13 protein-coding genes are annotated in these 14328 nt (G+C 74.6%); 6 read left to right on the top strand and 7 right to left on the bottom strand.

Annotated elements, in window-relative coordinates:
• Positions 1-69 precede the first annotated feature (69 nt).
• Entirely contained in the window at positions 70-1602 is a 1533-nt protein-coding gene (locus tag ACWDBB_RS15950) for an ATP-dependent DNA ligase (protein ID WP_449790216.1), read from the bottom strand.
• 251 nt (positions 1603-1853) lie between these two features.
• Here ACWDBB_RS15950 and ACWDBB_RS15955 point away from each other — a divergent pair, with 251 nt between their 5' ends.
• The 3 genes from ACWDBB_RS15955 to ACWDBB_RS15965 all read left to right on the top strand — a co-directional run bounded on the left by ACWDBB_RS15955 (position 1854) and on the right by ACWDBB_RS15965 (position 5214).
• Positions 1854-2333: an N-acetyltransferase family protein gene (locus tag ACWDBB_RS15955; protein ID WP_449790135.1), complete on the top strand. Its 480-nt coding sequence runs from the start codon at positions 1854-1856 to the stop codon at positions 2331-2333.
• 116 nt (positions 2334-2449) lie between these two features.
• On the top strand, positions 2450-3448 hold the full coding sequence (locus tag ACWDBB_RS15960; protein ID WP_449790136.1) for a CAP domain-containing protein: 999 nt from the start codon (positions 2450-2452) through the stop codon (positions 3446-3448).
• Positions 3449-3636: 188 nt separating this feature from the next.
• Entirely contained in the window at positions 3637-5214 is a 1578-nt protein-coding gene (locus tag ACWDBB_RS15965) for a sigma-70 family RNA polymerase sigma factor (protein WP_449790137.1), read from the top strand.
• Between the two features lie 26 nt (positions 5215-5240).
• Here the strand turns inward: ACWDBB_RS15965 and ACWDBB_RS15970 are convergent, their stop codons facing one another.
• The gene (locus tag ACWDBB_RS15970) at positions 5241-5480 is read right to left on the bottom strand and encodes a hypothetical protein (protein ID WP_449790138.1); all 240 of its coding nucleotides are present in this window, start codon (positions 5478-5480) and stop codon (positions 5241-5243) included.
• Between the two features lie 237 nt (positions 5481-5717).
• Positions 5718-7277, bottom strand: a complete 1560-nt coding sequence (locus ACWDBB_RS15975; RefSeq protein WP_449790217.1) for a M1 family metallopeptidase — start codon at positions 7275-7277, stop codon at positions 5718-5720.
• Between the two features lie 462 nt (positions 7278-7739).
• On the opposite strand from ACWDBB_RS15975, the gene ACWDBB_RS15980 reads away from it, so the two are divergent.
• Entirely contained in the window at positions 7740-8657 is a 918-nt protein-coding gene (locus ACWDBB_RS15980) for a carbohydrate kinase family protein (protein ID WP_449790139.1), read from the top strand.
• A gap of 9 nt (positions 8658-8666) precedes the next feature.
• Here the strand turns inward: ACWDBB_RS15980 and ACWDBB_RS15985 are convergent, their stop codons facing one another.
• Positions 8667-9206: a GNAT family N-acetyltransferase gene (locus tag ACWDBB_RS15985; RefSeq protein WP_449790140.1), complete on the bottom strand. Its 540-nt coding sequence runs from the start codon at positions 9204-9206 to the stop codon at positions 8667-8669.
• A 208-nt stretch (positions 9207-9414) separates the two neighbouring features.
• Here ACWDBB_RS15985 and ACWDBB_RS15990 point away from each other — a divergent pair, with 208 nt between their 5' ends.
• On the top strand, positions 9415-10434 hold the full coding sequence (locus ACWDBB_RS15990; RefSeq protein WP_449790141.1) for a polysaccharide deacetylase family protein: 1020 nt from the start codon (positions 9415-9417) through the stop codon (positions 10432-10434).
• A gap of 20 nt (positions 10435-10454) precedes the next feature.
• Here ACWDBB_RS15990 and ACWDBB_RS15995 read toward each other — a convergent pair whose 3' ends face one another.
• Both ACWDBB_RS15995 and ACWDBB_RS16000 read right to left on the bottom strand, forming a co-directional pair.
• The gene (locus ACWDBB_RS15995; protein WP_402411664.1) at positions 10455-10886 is read right to left on the bottom strand and encodes a YchJ family protein; all 432 of its coding nucleotides are present in this window, start codon (positions 10884-10886) and stop codon (positions 10455-10457) included.
• Positions 10887-11237: 351 nt separating this feature from the next.
• On the bottom strand, positions 11238-11852 hold the full coding sequence (locus ACWDBB_RS16000; RefSeq protein WP_449790142.1) for an acyl-CoA-like ligand-binding transcription factor: 615 nt from the start codon (positions 11850-11852) through the stop codon (positions 11238-11240).
• A gap of 204 nt (positions 11853-12056) precedes the next feature.
• On the opposite strand from ACWDBB_RS16000, the gene ACWDBB_RS16005 reads away from it, so the two are divergent.
• Complete coding sequence (locus ACWDBB_RS16005; protein WP_449790143.1) at positions 12057-12458, top strand: cytochrome C oxidase subunit I; 402 nt, start codon at positions 12057-12059, stop codon at positions 12456-12458.
• A 95-nt stretch (positions 12459-12553) separates the two neighbouring features.
• On the opposite strand, the gene qcrB is transcribed toward ACWDBB_RS16005, so the two are convergent.
• Positions 12554-14176: a cytochrome bc1 complex cytochrome b subunit gene (qcrB, locus tag ACWDBB_RS16010; protein WP_449790218.1), complete on the bottom strand. Its 1623-nt coding sequence runs from the start codon at positions 14174-14176 to the stop codon at positions 12554-12556.
• Positions 14177-14328 lie beyond the last annotated feature (152 nt).

Below are 14328 nucleotides of genomic sequence, written 5' to 3' on the forward strand. Positions count from 1 at the left end.
GTTTGAACTGACGTTCCCCTGACAAGAGTTGGTGCCACAGCCCGGGCTCCGGCCGGCACTTCCGGGAGTTCACAGTCCCTCCGCGGCGGCGATCTCCCGTACGGTCGCGACGGTGTCGGCCTCGGCGGCGGCCTTGTCCGGCCGGTAGCGCACCACCCGGGCGAACCGCAGGGCGAGGCCGGCCGGATAGCGGGGGCTGCGCTGCACCCCGTCGAAGGCGATCTCGACGACCAGTTCCGGCCGGACCCGCACCGTCCACGCGTCCCGCCCGGTCTCCCGGGCCAGCAGCTCGGCGGTCTGCCAGGCGAGCGTCTCGTCGGTCAGGCCCTTGAAGGTCTTGCCGAGCATCACCCACGGGCCCAGCCCCGGTTCGCCCGCCGCCCGGGCGCCCAGGTGCAGGTTGCTGAGGAAGCCGTGGCGCCGCCCGCTGCCCCACTCGGCGGCCAGCACCACCAGGTCCAGGGTGTGCCGGGGCTTCACCTTGATCCAGCCCGCGCCGCGCCGCCCGGCCGCGTACGGGGCCGCCGGGTCCTTCACCAGCACGCCCTCGTGGCCGAGCGCCAGCGTCTCGCGGAAGAAGGCCAGCGCCCGTTCGCGGTCCCCGGTCTCGACCCGGGCCGGCCGCAGGACGTCCGGCACCGCCCCGGCCAGTGCCGCCCAGCGCTCCCGCCCGGGACGGTCCACCAGGTCCTCGCCGTCCCGGTGCAGCAGGTCGAAGAAGTAGGCGTCGAGCGGAGCCCCGGCGCGCAACCGGGCCGGGTCCTGCCGGGAGGCGATGCGAGCGGCGGTCTCCTGGAACGGGCGCGGCCGACCGTCCGGACCGAGCGTGATCGCCTCGCCGTCCAGCACGGCCGAGCGCACCGGCAGGGCCAGCGCGGCCTCGACCACCTCGGGGACGCGGGCGGTGACGTCCTCCAGGCCGCGGGTGAACACCGCGACCTCCCCGCCCTCCCGGTGCACCTGCACCCGGACGCCGTCCAGCTTCCACTCCACCGCGGCCGGACCGGTGCGCTCCAGCGCCGTGGCCACGTCCGGCGCGGAGGCGGCGAGCATCGGCCGCACCGCCCGCCCCACCTCCAGCCGGAAGGCCGCCAGCGCCGCCTCCCCACCGGTCAGCGCCGCCTGCGCCACCGCGCGGGCCGACCCCCGGAACATCAACGCCCGCCGCACCGCCGCCGCCGGCACCCCGGCGGCCTGTGCCACGGCGTCCCCGACCACCGCGTCCAGCGCCCCCTGCCGCAGGTCCCCGACCAGCACCGCCCGCAGGAACCCCTGCTCCACGGCGGTCGCGCGTGCGAACAAGCCGTGCAGCAGCCGTCGCCGCTCCGCCTGTGCCCCCGCGCCGTGCACCCCGGCGATCCGTTCCAGCTCCCGCTCCACCTCCGGCACCTCGAGCGAGGCCTCCAGGGCCGGCTCCGGCAGCCCCCGCAGCGCCGCCGGACCGATCCCGGTCCGCAGCCGCTGCGACTCCCCGGACAGCAGTGCCACCGCCACCGCCCCCTCCAGCGGCCCCGACTCCCGCAGATAGGCGGCCAGCAATCCCGTCTTCGTCCGCCGCCCCGGCTCCGCCGCCACCTCCCGCGACACCGAAGCCAACCGCATCAATCCCGTCACGCCGGCACCACCTCCACGTCCTTCAGCATCCGCCCACACTCCCACCCCCGCACGACGGCCCCGGCGGGCGCCCCGGTTCGGCCCGGGCTCTTCCCGGCCCGGACCTTTCCCGCCCCCCGGCCGCAAGGCTCCGCAGTGGCGCGCGGGGGGCACGGTCTTGGCCGGGACGGTGATCACCGGCCGGGCGGCGGGGCGTCATGCTGGGAGCTCCCGCCACCCCCTGAGTGATGGAGACCGAGATGAGCGACACCCCCACGACCCGTTGGAGCGTCGGTGCGCCCGAGGCCGGTGACTACGCCGCCTGGCGCGAGCTCTTCCGTGGGTACTGCGAGTTCTACCGGGTGCCGATCCCGGAGGAGAAGGCCGAGCTGGTCTGGTCCTGGCTGATGGATCCGGCGCACGAGCTGACCGGGCTGCTGGCGCGGGACGGGGAGGGCCGGCCGGTCGGGCTCGCGCACTACCGCCCGTTCTCGCGGCCGCTGCACGGGGCCGTCGGGTGCTTCCTGGACGATCTGTTCGTGGCGCCGGAGGTCCGGGGCGGCGGGGCGGTGGACGCGCTGTTGGGCCGGCTGCGGGAAATCGCGGCGGAACGCGGGTGGGTCACCGTCCGCTGGATCACCTCCGAGGACAATTACCGGGCCCGTGGCAAGTACGACCAGGTCGCCACCCGGACCAGGTTCGTCACCTACGACATGGCTCCGGAGGAGCCGGCCGGCTGAGGCCGCGGCCCGGCCGCCGGACATCCGTTCGGAATTTCTGTTATCGACGTCCCGCGGGGCGGTCTCCCAAGTGTCGGCACCCGACCAGTCGACCCGGAACAGAAAGCGTGGCCATCGTGAACAGCGACGACAGGACGACCATCCTCCCGGCGAGCGGGGGAGGCGCGGGCAGCGACAGCGGGAGTGCTGCCCGTGGCCGCTCCGGCGGCCGGGCGGCGCGGCGCGCTGCCGAGCGGCACGCCGGCCGGGGACGCCGGGCGCGGCGGCGCGGCGGGATCGTGCCGGTCACGGCGGTCGTCGCCGCCGTGGCCGGCACCGGGCTGTTCGCCGCCCTGGCCGGGGCAGGCTACGCCGCGTACGGCGGCAAGCAGGCCGACCGCGACCTGGCGGGCCAGTCGCTGACCGCCGACGCGCTGATCTCCGCGGAGCTGGGCACCCGTGAGGGCATCCAGGTGCCCGGCACCGGGGGGACGAACCCGGACGTCCCGTCGCCCGCCACCCCCACCGCCACCGCCGCCGACCCGGCGGCCACCCCGAGCGCCGCGGCCACGTCCACGGCCGCGACCGCTCCGGCCTCGCCGACGGCTTCGGCCGCCGCCACGCCGAGCGCCGTCCCCACTCCCTCGGCCGCCGCGGTCAAGGCGACCCCGAGCGCGACCCGCACCGCAGCCGCCGGTCAGACCGCCGCCGCCCGGGCCGCCGCGGCCCGGCCGGCGGGCGGGGGCGCGTCCCCGTCGTACGCCCAGCAGGTCGTGGACCTGGTCAACGTCGAGCGGGGCAAGGCCGGCTGCGGGCCGGTCGGCAACGAGCCCAGGCTGGCGAGCGCGGCCCAGTCGCACAGCGACGACATGGCCGACCGCAGCTACTTCGACCACGCCAGCCCCGAGGGCAACCACGCCGACCACCGGATCGAGGCGGCCGGCTACAGCTGGAGCACCTGGGGCGAGAACATCGCCCGAGGCCAGAAGGATCCGGCCGCGGTGATGGAGTCCTGGATGAACAGCCCCGGCCACCGGGCCAACATCCTCAACTGCTCGTTCAAGCAGCTCGGCGTGGGGGTGCGGACCGGTGCCAACGGTCCGTGGTGGACCCAGGTGTTCGCCGCCCCGGCGTGAACCGGCTCTCGTTCGGCCCGGTCTGACCATCGGACCGGGCCGAACGATTCGGTCCGTACGCCCCCGGTCCGCCTGGTCCGGTCGGTCCGATTTTCCGATTCCGTGCACATTGTTGTTATCTGATCACTCCCCAGGGGTCTCCGAGGAGGCAGCGGCGGACGGATAGACGGCAAGACGGAGTGCGGACAATGAACGCTGATGTGCAGAACAGGAGCGGGACCACCCTGGTGCTCGCGGCGCAGGCAGGCGACCGGCAGGCCCGGGAGGCGTTGGTCGCCGCCTGGCTGCCGCTCGTCTACAACGTGGCCGGCCGCGCCCTCGGCGGCCACGCCGACGTGGACGACGTCGCGCAGGAGACCATGATCCGGGCCCTGGACGGCCTGGACGGGCTCCGCGACCCGGAGGCCTTCCGCTCCTGGCTGGTCGCCATCACCATGAACCAGGTGCGCCGTCGGCACACCGCCGGCCAGCAGCAGCCGACCGTCGGCGGCCTGGACGAGACCTGGGAGGTCGCCGACCCCCGGGCCGACTTCACCGACCTGACCATCCTGCGCCTCGGCCTCTCCGGCCAGCGCCGCGAAGTGGCCGAGGCCACCCGCTGGCTGGACCCGGACGACCGCGAACTGCTCGCCCTCTGGTGGCTGGAGGCCGCCGGCGAACTGACCCGCGCCGAACTCGCCGAGGCCCTCGACCTGAGCCCGCAGCACACCGCGGTGCGGGTGCAGCGGATGAAGAAGCAGCTCGAAGCGGGCCGCATCGTCGTCCGCGCGCTCTGCGCCTACCCCCGCTGCCCCGGGCTGACCGAGCTCACCGCGGGGTTCGACGGCACCCCGAACTCGGTCTGGCGCAAGCGCATCGCCCGCCACATCCGGGACTGCGCCGACTGCGGCGGGCTCGGGCGGGACCTGTTCCCGGCCGAAGGGCTGCTGGCCGGCCTCGCCCTGGTGCCGATCCCGCTCGACGCGCCCGTGCTGCTGCACTTCCAGCACACCGCCGCCTCCGTCGCCTCCGCGACGGCCGCCGCCGGTGCGGGCTCCGGCGCGGGAGCGGGCACGGGCGCCGGAGCGCACGCCGGAGCGGGAGGCCACGGCGGTTGGGCCGGCACCGCGGCCCGCAAGGCCGTGCTGGTGAGCGGTGCGGCCGCGGCCGTCGCCGTGACCACCCTCGCCCTGGTGTGGCCGCAGGCCGGTGAGCCGCCGCGGCCGACGCCACCGGAGCCCACCGCCCCGGCCGCGGCCCAGGACGCCCCGACGGCCGCGGCCGCACCCGCCGCCGCCACGCCGGTGCCGACCCCGGTACCCGCGGAGAGCCCGTCACCGACGGCGACGCCCACACCGACGCCGACCGCGACCCGTACCGCCTCCGCGACACCGCTGCCCAACCCGGAGCGCCAACTGGTGGACCTGGTCAACGCCGAACGCGTGAAGGCCGGTTGCGCCCCGCTGCGGATCGATCCCAGACTGCACGGCTCGGCCCAGAAGCACGCGGACGACATGGCCGCCCGGGGCTACTTCGACCACGTCGCCCCGGACGGCGTCCGGACCGAGACCCGGATCACCGCCGCCGGGTACCGCTGGTCGCAGTGGGGGGAGAACCTCGACCGGGGTCCGACCACCCCGGCCGCCGTCCTCGCCCGCTGGATGGACGGTGGAATCCACCAGTCCAACATGCTCGACTGCGGATTCAAGGACGTCGGCGTCGGCTTCGCCACGAACTCCGCCGGCACGCCCTACTGGACCCAGGACCTCGGAGCCCCGATGCCCTGAGCCCCACGCGGGGCTACGGGTGGGGGCTACGCGTGGGGCGCGACCGCCACCAGGCCGTCCGCCGACCCGGTCGCGTAGCCCGTGGCCTCCCCGAGGACACCACCCGCGTCGCCGACCTGCCCGGGCACCACGTCCGGGGCACTGCTCAGCGGGCGGGGCAGCCCTTCCTGCCCGCCCAGGGCACTGGCGTGCGCACTCGGCGCGGTGAGGGAGGCGACGACACCCACGGCGATCGAGGCCACGGCAAGCATGCTGCGCTTCTTCATGGCCGGTCCAACGAGGCTGCGCCGGAAGGGTTACGGCCGGTCCGTGCGCGCCCGCTCACAGGCGGGCGCACACGGGAACGTCTGGACGGCCCGCGAGCCGACCGGGACTCTGCCGGGCGGCGGGCGGGCCGTGGGAACCACCATGGCCCCACCCGCCCCTGCCGGTCAGGGGCGCGCGACGCGCGACCGGACGCACGGCGGCGCGCCGGGCGTGCACCAGCGGCCCCAGCCGCGCCGTCAGAGCGTTCCGGAGCCCCGCGCCCCCACGGGCCCGCCCGCCCCTGCGGCCCCACCCTCCGGAGCCGGCGCCCCGGGGACGGGCGCCGCGGGCACCTGGCCCCCCGGAGCCGCCCCCGCCTGCCCCGCCTGCCCCGCCGGACCCACCGGGCTCACCACCCAGTCCGGATGCCCGGGCATCGGCGGCGTCCGCAGCCCGTACAGCCAGTCGTCGAGGAAGCCCCGCAGGTCCTGCCCGGAGACCACCGAGGCAGTCCGCACGTAGTCCCCGGTGGTCGCGTTGCCGTACCGGTGGGTGTCCAGGAAGACGCGCTCGATCCGCTCGAAGGCCGCCGCCCCGACCTTCTCCCGCAGCGCGAACAGCACCAGCGCGCCGCCCTTGTACCGCTGGCCGCCGAAGAGGTCGGCGGCGGTGGGGGAGGCGACCGGCCCGGAGTCGTGCCGCCATTGGTCGCCCAGCCCGTAGAGCAGGCGCATCCGGTCGGTCAGCGTGGTGCTGCCGTCGGCCTCCGGCCACCCGTGCTCGTAGCGGTACACCAGTTCGTAGAACTCGGCGTGGCCCTCGCTCAGCCAGAGGTCGGACCAGCGGGCGGGGGAGACGCTGTTGCCGAACCAGGAGTGGACCACCTCGTGCATCATGTGCGAGCCGATCGCCGGCTCCGCCTGCCGCAGGAAGTTCGGCTTGTAGAGGGTGAGCGTCTGGGTCTCCAGCCCGGTGAAGGCGAACGCGGCCGGATCGTCCGAGTTGGCCGGCAGGAGCCCGTACGTCTCGAACGGGAACGGCCCCAGGTGGGCCTCCGCCCAGGCGAGTTGGCCGGGCGTGAGGGCGAGCGCGGGTTCCAGCTCGGCGGCGCGGGCGGTCGGCACGACGTCGCGCAGCGGCAGGCCGTGCGGGCCGGTGCGCTCGCGCACCGTGTAGTCGCCCACGGAGACCTGGACCAGCTCGGTGGCCATCGGTTCGCGGGAGACGTACCGGCGGGTGGTGCGGCCGTCGCCGAGTCGCTCGGTGGCCGTCAACTCCCCGTTGGCGACGCCCAGGAGGGCATCGGGGGCGGTCACCGCGATGGTGAACCGGGCCTTGTCGCTCGGGTGGTCGTCACAGGGGAAGACGGTGTGCGCGCTCTTCGGCTGGCCGGCCACCGCGAAGCCGTCCGGGGTGGGGACCCAGCCGGTGTGCGGCAGCCGGGCCCGCGGGTCGGCGGTGTACTCGACGGTCAGCCGGGTGACGGCGCCCGGGAGGAACGGCCTGGCCGGGGTGACCGTCAGCTTCTCGTCGTGGGTCGCGAAGCGCGCCGCCCGCCCGTCGACCCGGACGGCGCGCACGGTCAGTCCGAGCGCGTCCAGCTCCAGCCGGGCGAGGACGCGGCCCGGCCGTACGGTGAGCACGGCCGTGCCGTCCACCGTCCGGGTGTCGGCGCGGTAGTCGAAGGCCAGGTCGTACCGGAGCGCCCGGTACCCGGTGTTCCCGAGCGAGGGGAAGACCGGATCGCCCAGCCCGCCGGTGGCGCCGGCCGTCGGCGCGCTCGCGGACGGCAGCACCGCGCCGAGCGCGAGCGACAGCGCGAGACTGGCGCGGGTTCCGCACGAGCGGGGTCCGCGCGAGCGGGTTCCGAACGAACGGGCCCTGAACGAACCGGGCCCGAACAGGCGGGACTTGAGCGAGCGGAGCCTGGGCAGGCGGACCTTGGACAAGGGTGATCACCGCGCTTCACGGCCGGGAGCGGAGGCGGGGAGCCGCCGGGACGGGAGAGCCTGGCCACGGATGCTAGTGGAGCCCCGGGCGTGATCGGGGCGGTGCCGGCGACACACCGTGGTCCCCCCGGACGGCGTACGGTGATGGCGGCGCCCCCGGTCCGCGGTCTAAGGTCAGTAGTGCATCGTCCCCTGACGGACGAGCCACGGCCGTCGGAAAACCTGGCCAGGTCCGGCGGCCGTACTTCTCTGCCCTGACGCCCTTCGCCCTGACCCAGCCCGTAGGCTGGCTGTCCGAGGATGCCCGCGCACCGGATGTCAGGAGCCGCCGTGACCAGCCCCGCTTCGCCCGTTCTGGTGATCGGCGAGTGCGTCGCCGACATCGTCCGATCGGGTGCGGCCCCGGACCGGGTGCACCCCGGCGGCAGCCCCGCGAACGTCGCCTACGGCCTGGCCCGGCTCGGCCGCCCGGCCACGCTGCTCACCGAGCTGGGGCCGGACGCCAACGGCCGGCTGATCCGGCGGCACCTGGAGTCGGCGGGCGTGCGGGTGCTGGCGGCCGAGGTCGACCGGACGCCCTCGGCGGTGGTGGAACTGGACGGGCAGGGGCGGGCCCACTACACCTTCGACATCCGCTGGACGCTCCCGCCCACCGAACCCGCCGAGCCGCCCGCCGCGATCCACCTCGGCTCGATCGCGGCCGTCACCGAGCCCGGCGCCGCTTCGGTGCGGGCGCTGGTGGAGCGCTGGCGCGGGCGGGCGCAGATCAGTTACGACCCGAACGTGCGCCCGGCGCTGATGGGCGACCGGGCCGAGGCCGTCCGCCGGGTCGAGCGCTGGGTGGCGCTGAGCGACCTGGTCAAGGCCGGCGACGAGGACCTGGCCTGGCTCTACCCGGGTGAGCGGCCCGAGGCGGTCGCCGAGCGCTGGCTGGCGCTCGGCCCCGCCACCGTCGCGGTGACCCTGGGCGCCGAGGGCGCGTTCGCCCGCACCGCCGACGGGGGCCGCGCCGAGGCCGCGGCCCGCCCGGTGCCGGTCGCGGACACCGTCGGTGCCGGCGACTCCTTCATGGCCGCCTTCCTGCACGCCCGCGCGGTCGGCGCAGACCTGGCGACCTGTCTCACCCACGCGGTGACGGCGGCCGCGCTGACCGTCGCCCGCCCGGGCGCCAACCCGCCCTCGGCGGCCGAACTCGCGGCGGCGCTGACGGCCGGGCCACAGCCCCGCTCCGAGGCGGGTGTCGACTAAGGGCATGTCTCAACCTCCCCGCTGGGCGAGGGCGGTGAGCTCCTTCCCGTACCAGACCTGGGCGTACGGGCCGCTGCTGTAGGCGGGGATCTCCCGGTACCCGTTCCGCAGGTAGAGCGCGCGGGCCTCGACCAGGTCGAGGCGGGTGTCGAGGACGATCCGGTCCGCGCCCAGGGAGCGGGCGGCCCGGTCGACGGCGGTCAGCAGTGCGGTGCCGCCGCCGGTGCCGCGCAGGCCGGGGCGGACGAAGACCCGGGTGAGTTCGGCGGTGGTGGCGTCGAGTCGCCGCAGGCCGGCGCAGGAGTGGGCGACGCCGTCGTGGCGGCCGATCAGGAAGAGGCCGCTCGGGGCGGCGAGGTCGTCGCTGGGGGAGCCGGCGAGGCCGGACTCCAGCTCCTCGGGAGTGCCCTCCCGGTCGAAGTGCAGGCGGTAGTAGCGGTTGGCCACGTCGTAGTAGTACTCGCGCAGCAGGTCCAGGGCCTCGGGAGTGGTCACGTCGGCCGTGGCGACGGTCCAGGAGCCTGGGCGGTGCTGCGCGCTGTTCGTCATGCGCGCATGGTCCACTTCACGGCGCCGTCGTCGCAATCGGTTTTCCCGGCGGCCTCATCCGTTCGTCCGCCCCGTCCGCGCGCCCTGCCGCCCGCCACCCGATCGCCCGCCGCCCGGGCAAAGGAACGGCAAGGCCTCCGGTGCGTCGTTGCCCCGTGCGAGTGACGAGGGGGTTGGCGGTGGTGCGCGGCGGGGGAGCAGTGCAGCCATGAACAGACCATCAGTTTGTCGGATTAGAGGGGATCTGAGGGGAAGTCGGCGGCGGCGGACCGGCGCACGGACCGGACTGCTGGCCGCCGTCTGCCTCTCCGCCGTCCTCGCCGGCTGCGCCGCTCCGGCCGGGCCGAAGCCGGCCCCGGCCGTCGACGGGAACGCGAACGCCGCGCCCGTCGCCGAGATCGCCGGCCAGGGCCCCGACCACGCGGGCGCCCCGCCCGTGGCGCCGCCCCGGCTGCCCGGCACGGCCGGCAAGGAGGAGGAGAACAGCGGCGATGCCATGGCCCGTCAGGAGACGGCCGCCCAGGCCGAGCAGGAGGCCGCCCGGCGCTGGGGCCTGGAGCGCCCGCCGCTGAAGGCCCCGCCCCGCCCGACGACCAGGGTCGAGCTCACCCAGGGGCAGGGCGTCAAGCTCGCGGACGGCCGCCCGCCCGTCGTCTACCGGGTCCCGACCAATGACAAGGTGGTCTTCCTGACCGTCGACGACGGGGACGAGAAGGACCCCGAGTTCTCCCGGATGGCCCGGGAGCTGGGCATCCCGCTCAGCACCTACGTCTCCGACTACCTCGTCCGCGAGAACTACGGCTACTTCCGCGACCTGCACGCCCAGGGCGTGGAGATCAACAACCACACGATCAACCACCGCAACCTGAAGGTCCTGGACTACGAGACCCAGCACGAGGAGATCTGCAACCAGCAGGACCAGCTGGAGCAGCAGATCGGCGTCCGCCCCCGGCTGTTCCGGCCGCCGTACGGCGAGTACAACGACGACACCCTGCGCGCGGCGGCCTCCTGCGGGGTTCAGGCGGTGCCGCTGTGGAACGAGGAGGCCTTCCCGGACCACATGGAGTGGCGCTACGACGACCAGAAGCTGCACCCGGGCGACATCATCCTGACCCACTTCCGGGGCGTCGACATCTGGAACGCCTCCATGCCGGACCTGCTGCGCAAGGTCGTCGACGACGCCACCGCGCAGGGGTTCGCGCTGGCGCGGCTGGACGACTACCTCTAGCGGCGCCGGTCGCGGGCGGCTCAGCCGAGCGAGAGGGCGTCGAGGTACACCCAGGCGCCCTCGTGCCGCACGAAGCGGCTGTTCTCGGTGAGCACGCCCTGCTCCCCGCCCTCGGTCCAGTGCGCCCGGAAGGCGACCGTGCCCTCCGCGTGGAACGCGCCGCCCTCGGTGGTCGCGACCACCTCCAGCCCGGTCCAGCGCAGCCCCGGGTCGAAGTCGACCTCGGCGGGCCGGGTGTCCGGGTGCCAGGTGCGCAGCAGGTACGCCTCGTCCTGTGCGGCGAAGGCGCTGAACCGGGAGCGCATCAGGGACTCGGCGGTGGTGGCCGCCGTCTGGCCCCGGTGCAGTCGGCCGCAGCAGTCGCCGTAGGTGGCGGGCAGGCCGCACGGGCAGGGGGAGGAGGGCAGCAGCCGGGGCGCGGCGGTGCGGGGCGCGGAACGACGTCGGGACATGCCGCCCATTGTCCCCCACGCGTCGGGCGGCTCCCCCGGCCGCCCCGTGCACGACGGCAACGGGCCTGGTCCTCGGCGCGCCGAGGACCAGGCCCGTCCGCGCTCGGCGGCCAGGAGCCCGTGCTCAGGAGTCGGCGGGGCCGAACCACGTGCGCAGCGGTCATAGCGGATGTCGCTGCCGGCCACAGCGCGGCGATCCGGCCGAGGTTGTCGGGGTGTGCCGGCAGTTCGCCGAAGAGCCGGAGCACCGGGCCGACCAGGCTGTTGGTCTTCTGCTCGCCCGAGCGGTCCCGCGCCACCGCCGACGACGACGTCGTCGGTCATGTCGAGGTCCCCCCGGAGGCGGTGGGTTCACGCCTGTGACGGGTCCGGCAGTCCGGCCGTCAGTTGCCGCAGCGCCTCGGTGAGCAGCGGCTGGAACGGCACCGCCGGGTCGGCGGTCAGGTGGTGCTCGTTGGCGACCTGCAGTGCTGAGAGCGCGGCCGAGGCGACCAGCTTCGGGTAGAGGTCCCGGTCGGCGTCGGTCCCGGTCCGGGCGGCCACCGCCGCGGCCAGCTCGGTCCGGACGGCCGCGCCGCCGCGGATCAGTTCGGCCTGGAGCGCGGGCTCGCGCAGAAGGAGCCGTACGGCGGCGGCCCACCGCGGGTCGGGCCCCTCCGGCGCGCCGACGTACGGTGCGACGAGAGAGTGGGTCAGCGCCTCCCACAGCGCTTCCTCCGCCGGGCGGCCCCGCAGCGCCTCGGCGGCCCGCAGGATCCGGTCGCGGTACCGGGAGACGATCGCCTCGGCCTTGCTGGAGAAGTAGTTGTTGTAGGTGCGCGGGGACACCCCGGCCGCCGCCGCGATGTCCTCCACCCGGACGTTCTCCAGCCCCCGCTCCACCGCCAGGCGCAGGGCCGCCCGGCCGAGTGCCTCCCGCGTCGCGGCCTTCTTCCGTTCCCGTAGCCCGGGCTGCCCGTTCGTCACGGGCGCCACCGTTCCGCAGAAGGTGCGCGCTGCGCAACAGTGCGCGGCACGCAAGTTCTTCCCGACCGTACGGCCTGTGGCGAGCCGCCCGCCACCTGCGGTTTGTCGCTGGTAGTAGTTGCGTGGTCGCGGAGCGATCCCCGTCGGGAGCCCGACCCCGCAGGCTTTCCGGTGGGACGACTCGACAGGACTGGAGGAGCGGTCATGGGTGGCAGACAGCGTCCGCCGAGAGCGCGGACCCCTCGTCAGGGCAGGCCCGCCGGGGCCGGTGCCCGGGTGAACTCCCGGGCGGCGTTCGCCCGCATCGAGGGGTTCCTGGCGTGGGAGGCGGAGGTCGCGGCGGCCGAGCGGGACGCCCGCGCGTTCGCCGCGCAGTTCCCCTGGCTGCCGGCGGCGGAGCGGGAGAGCCTCGAACAGGCTTACACCGCCGACCGGTTGCGCTACGCCGAGGAGGTCGTCGACCGCGCGGTCGAGCGCTGCCGCCGGTTGGCCGCCCGGTACCGCGTCGAGTGCCGCCGGATCTGCGCCCGCTGGGCGGCGCTCTGCCTCTCCGTCACCGTGGCGGCGGCGCTGTTCGCCGTGGTCCCGGCCGTGTTGCGGGGCTGAGCGGGCCCTCGGCCCACGGGCCGGGGCGGACACCGGAAAGGGCCCGCTGCGCCGGCAACGGCACAGCGGGCCCTTTCCGGTGTCCGGGGGAGGGGTCAGTGGTGGCCGTGGCCGCTGGTGATCTCCTCGCGTTCCTCGACGGTGGGCTTGGTGATCTGGCTGTGCTTGCCGTAGAAGCCGCGGGAGAGCTTGACCCGGGTGCGGGTCCACAGCCCGGCCTTGCGGGGCACCCCGTTCTCGTCCACCTCGGGCGGCAGCTCGGACGGCTGCGGCTGGTCGTGCGAGGTGAGGGTGTAGAGCCGGCCGGGCGGCAGCGGGGCGTGCACCTCGATGAACTCGCCGTGCTGGAGCCGGTTGATGACGCCGGTCTCCCGGCCGTGCAGCACCTTCTCCTTGTCCCGCCGCTGCAGGCCCAGGCACCACCGCTTGGTGATCACGAAGACGACCACCGGCACGGTGAAGAAGCCGATCCGCACCGCGTAGGTGATCGCGTTGATCGAGAGGTGGAAGTGGGTGGCCAGCAGGTCGTTGCCGCCGCCGGCCAGCAGGAGCAGGTAGAGGCCGATCCAGGCGGCGCCGAAGGCGGTGCGGACCGGGGCGTTGCGCGGCCGGTCGGCGATGTGGTGCTCGCCCCGGTCCCCGGTGATCCAGGCCTCCAGGAACGGGTAGCACCAGATGACCAGCAGCACGAGCGGGAAGACCATCAGCGGGATGAACACCCCGAGGTTGAGGGTGTGGCCGCCCCAGACGCTGATCTCCCAGCCGGGCATCACGCGGATCAGGCCCTCGGAGAAGCCCATGTACCAGTCCGGCTGGGCGTCGGTGGAGACCTGGTCCGGGCGGTACGGGCCGTAGGCCCAGATCGGGTTGACCGTGGCGATCGCCGACATCACCGCGACCACGCCGAAGACCAGGAAGAAGAAACCGCCTGCCTTGGCCATGTAGACCGGCATCAGCGGCATGCCCACCACGTTCTGGTTGGTCCGGCCGGGCCCGGCGAACTGGGTGTGCTTGTGGTAGAAGACCAGGATCAGGTGCGCCGCGAGCAGGCCCACCATGATCCCGGGGATCAGCAGCACGTGGACGGTGAACAGCCGGGGGATGATGTCGGTGCCCGGGAACTCGCCGCCGAAGATGAAGAACTGCAGGTACGACCCGACGATCGGGATGGCCAGGATGGCGCCCTCCATGAAGCGGATGCCCGTCCCGGAGAGCAGGTCGTCCGGCAGCGAGTAGCCCATGAAGCCGTCGAACATGCCGAGGATCAGCAGCAGCGCGCCGAAGATCCAGTTGATCTCGCGCGGCTTGCGGAACGCGCCCGTGAAGAAGACGCGCATCATGTGGGTCAGCATCGAGGCGACGAAGACGATCGCCGCCCAGTGGTGGATCTGGCGCATCAGCAGGCCGCCGCGCACGTCGAAGCTGATCCTCAGGGTCGAGGAGTAGGCCTCGGACATCGGGATGCCCCGGAGCGGGACGTACGTCCCGTCGTAGACGACCTCGCCCATGCTCGGCGTGAAGAACATGGTCAGCCAGACGCCGGTGAGGATGATGATGACGAAGGTGTAGAGCGCGATCTCGCCCAGCATGAAGGACCAGTGGTCGGGAAAGATCTTGCGCAGATTGGACTTGGCCAGGGAGTAGATGCCGAGCCGGCCGTCGGTCCAGTCGGCCAGCGCCTCGGCCCCGTTGGCGGGGTTGGCGCGCGTGGTGGTCACCGGTCCCGGCTGCGACTGCTGGTCGGTTCTCACGACGGGCTCCCCGGCGTCCTCGGCCTGCCGTGCTGGAGACCCGCCGGCGCGAACCCCGGCCGGCGAAGTGTTGTGATCATGGGACCTCTCGATACGGGCCCGCCGGCCGGACCGGCGCG

The sequence above is a fragment of the Kitasatospora sp. NPDC001095 genome, from assembly GCF_053598615.1.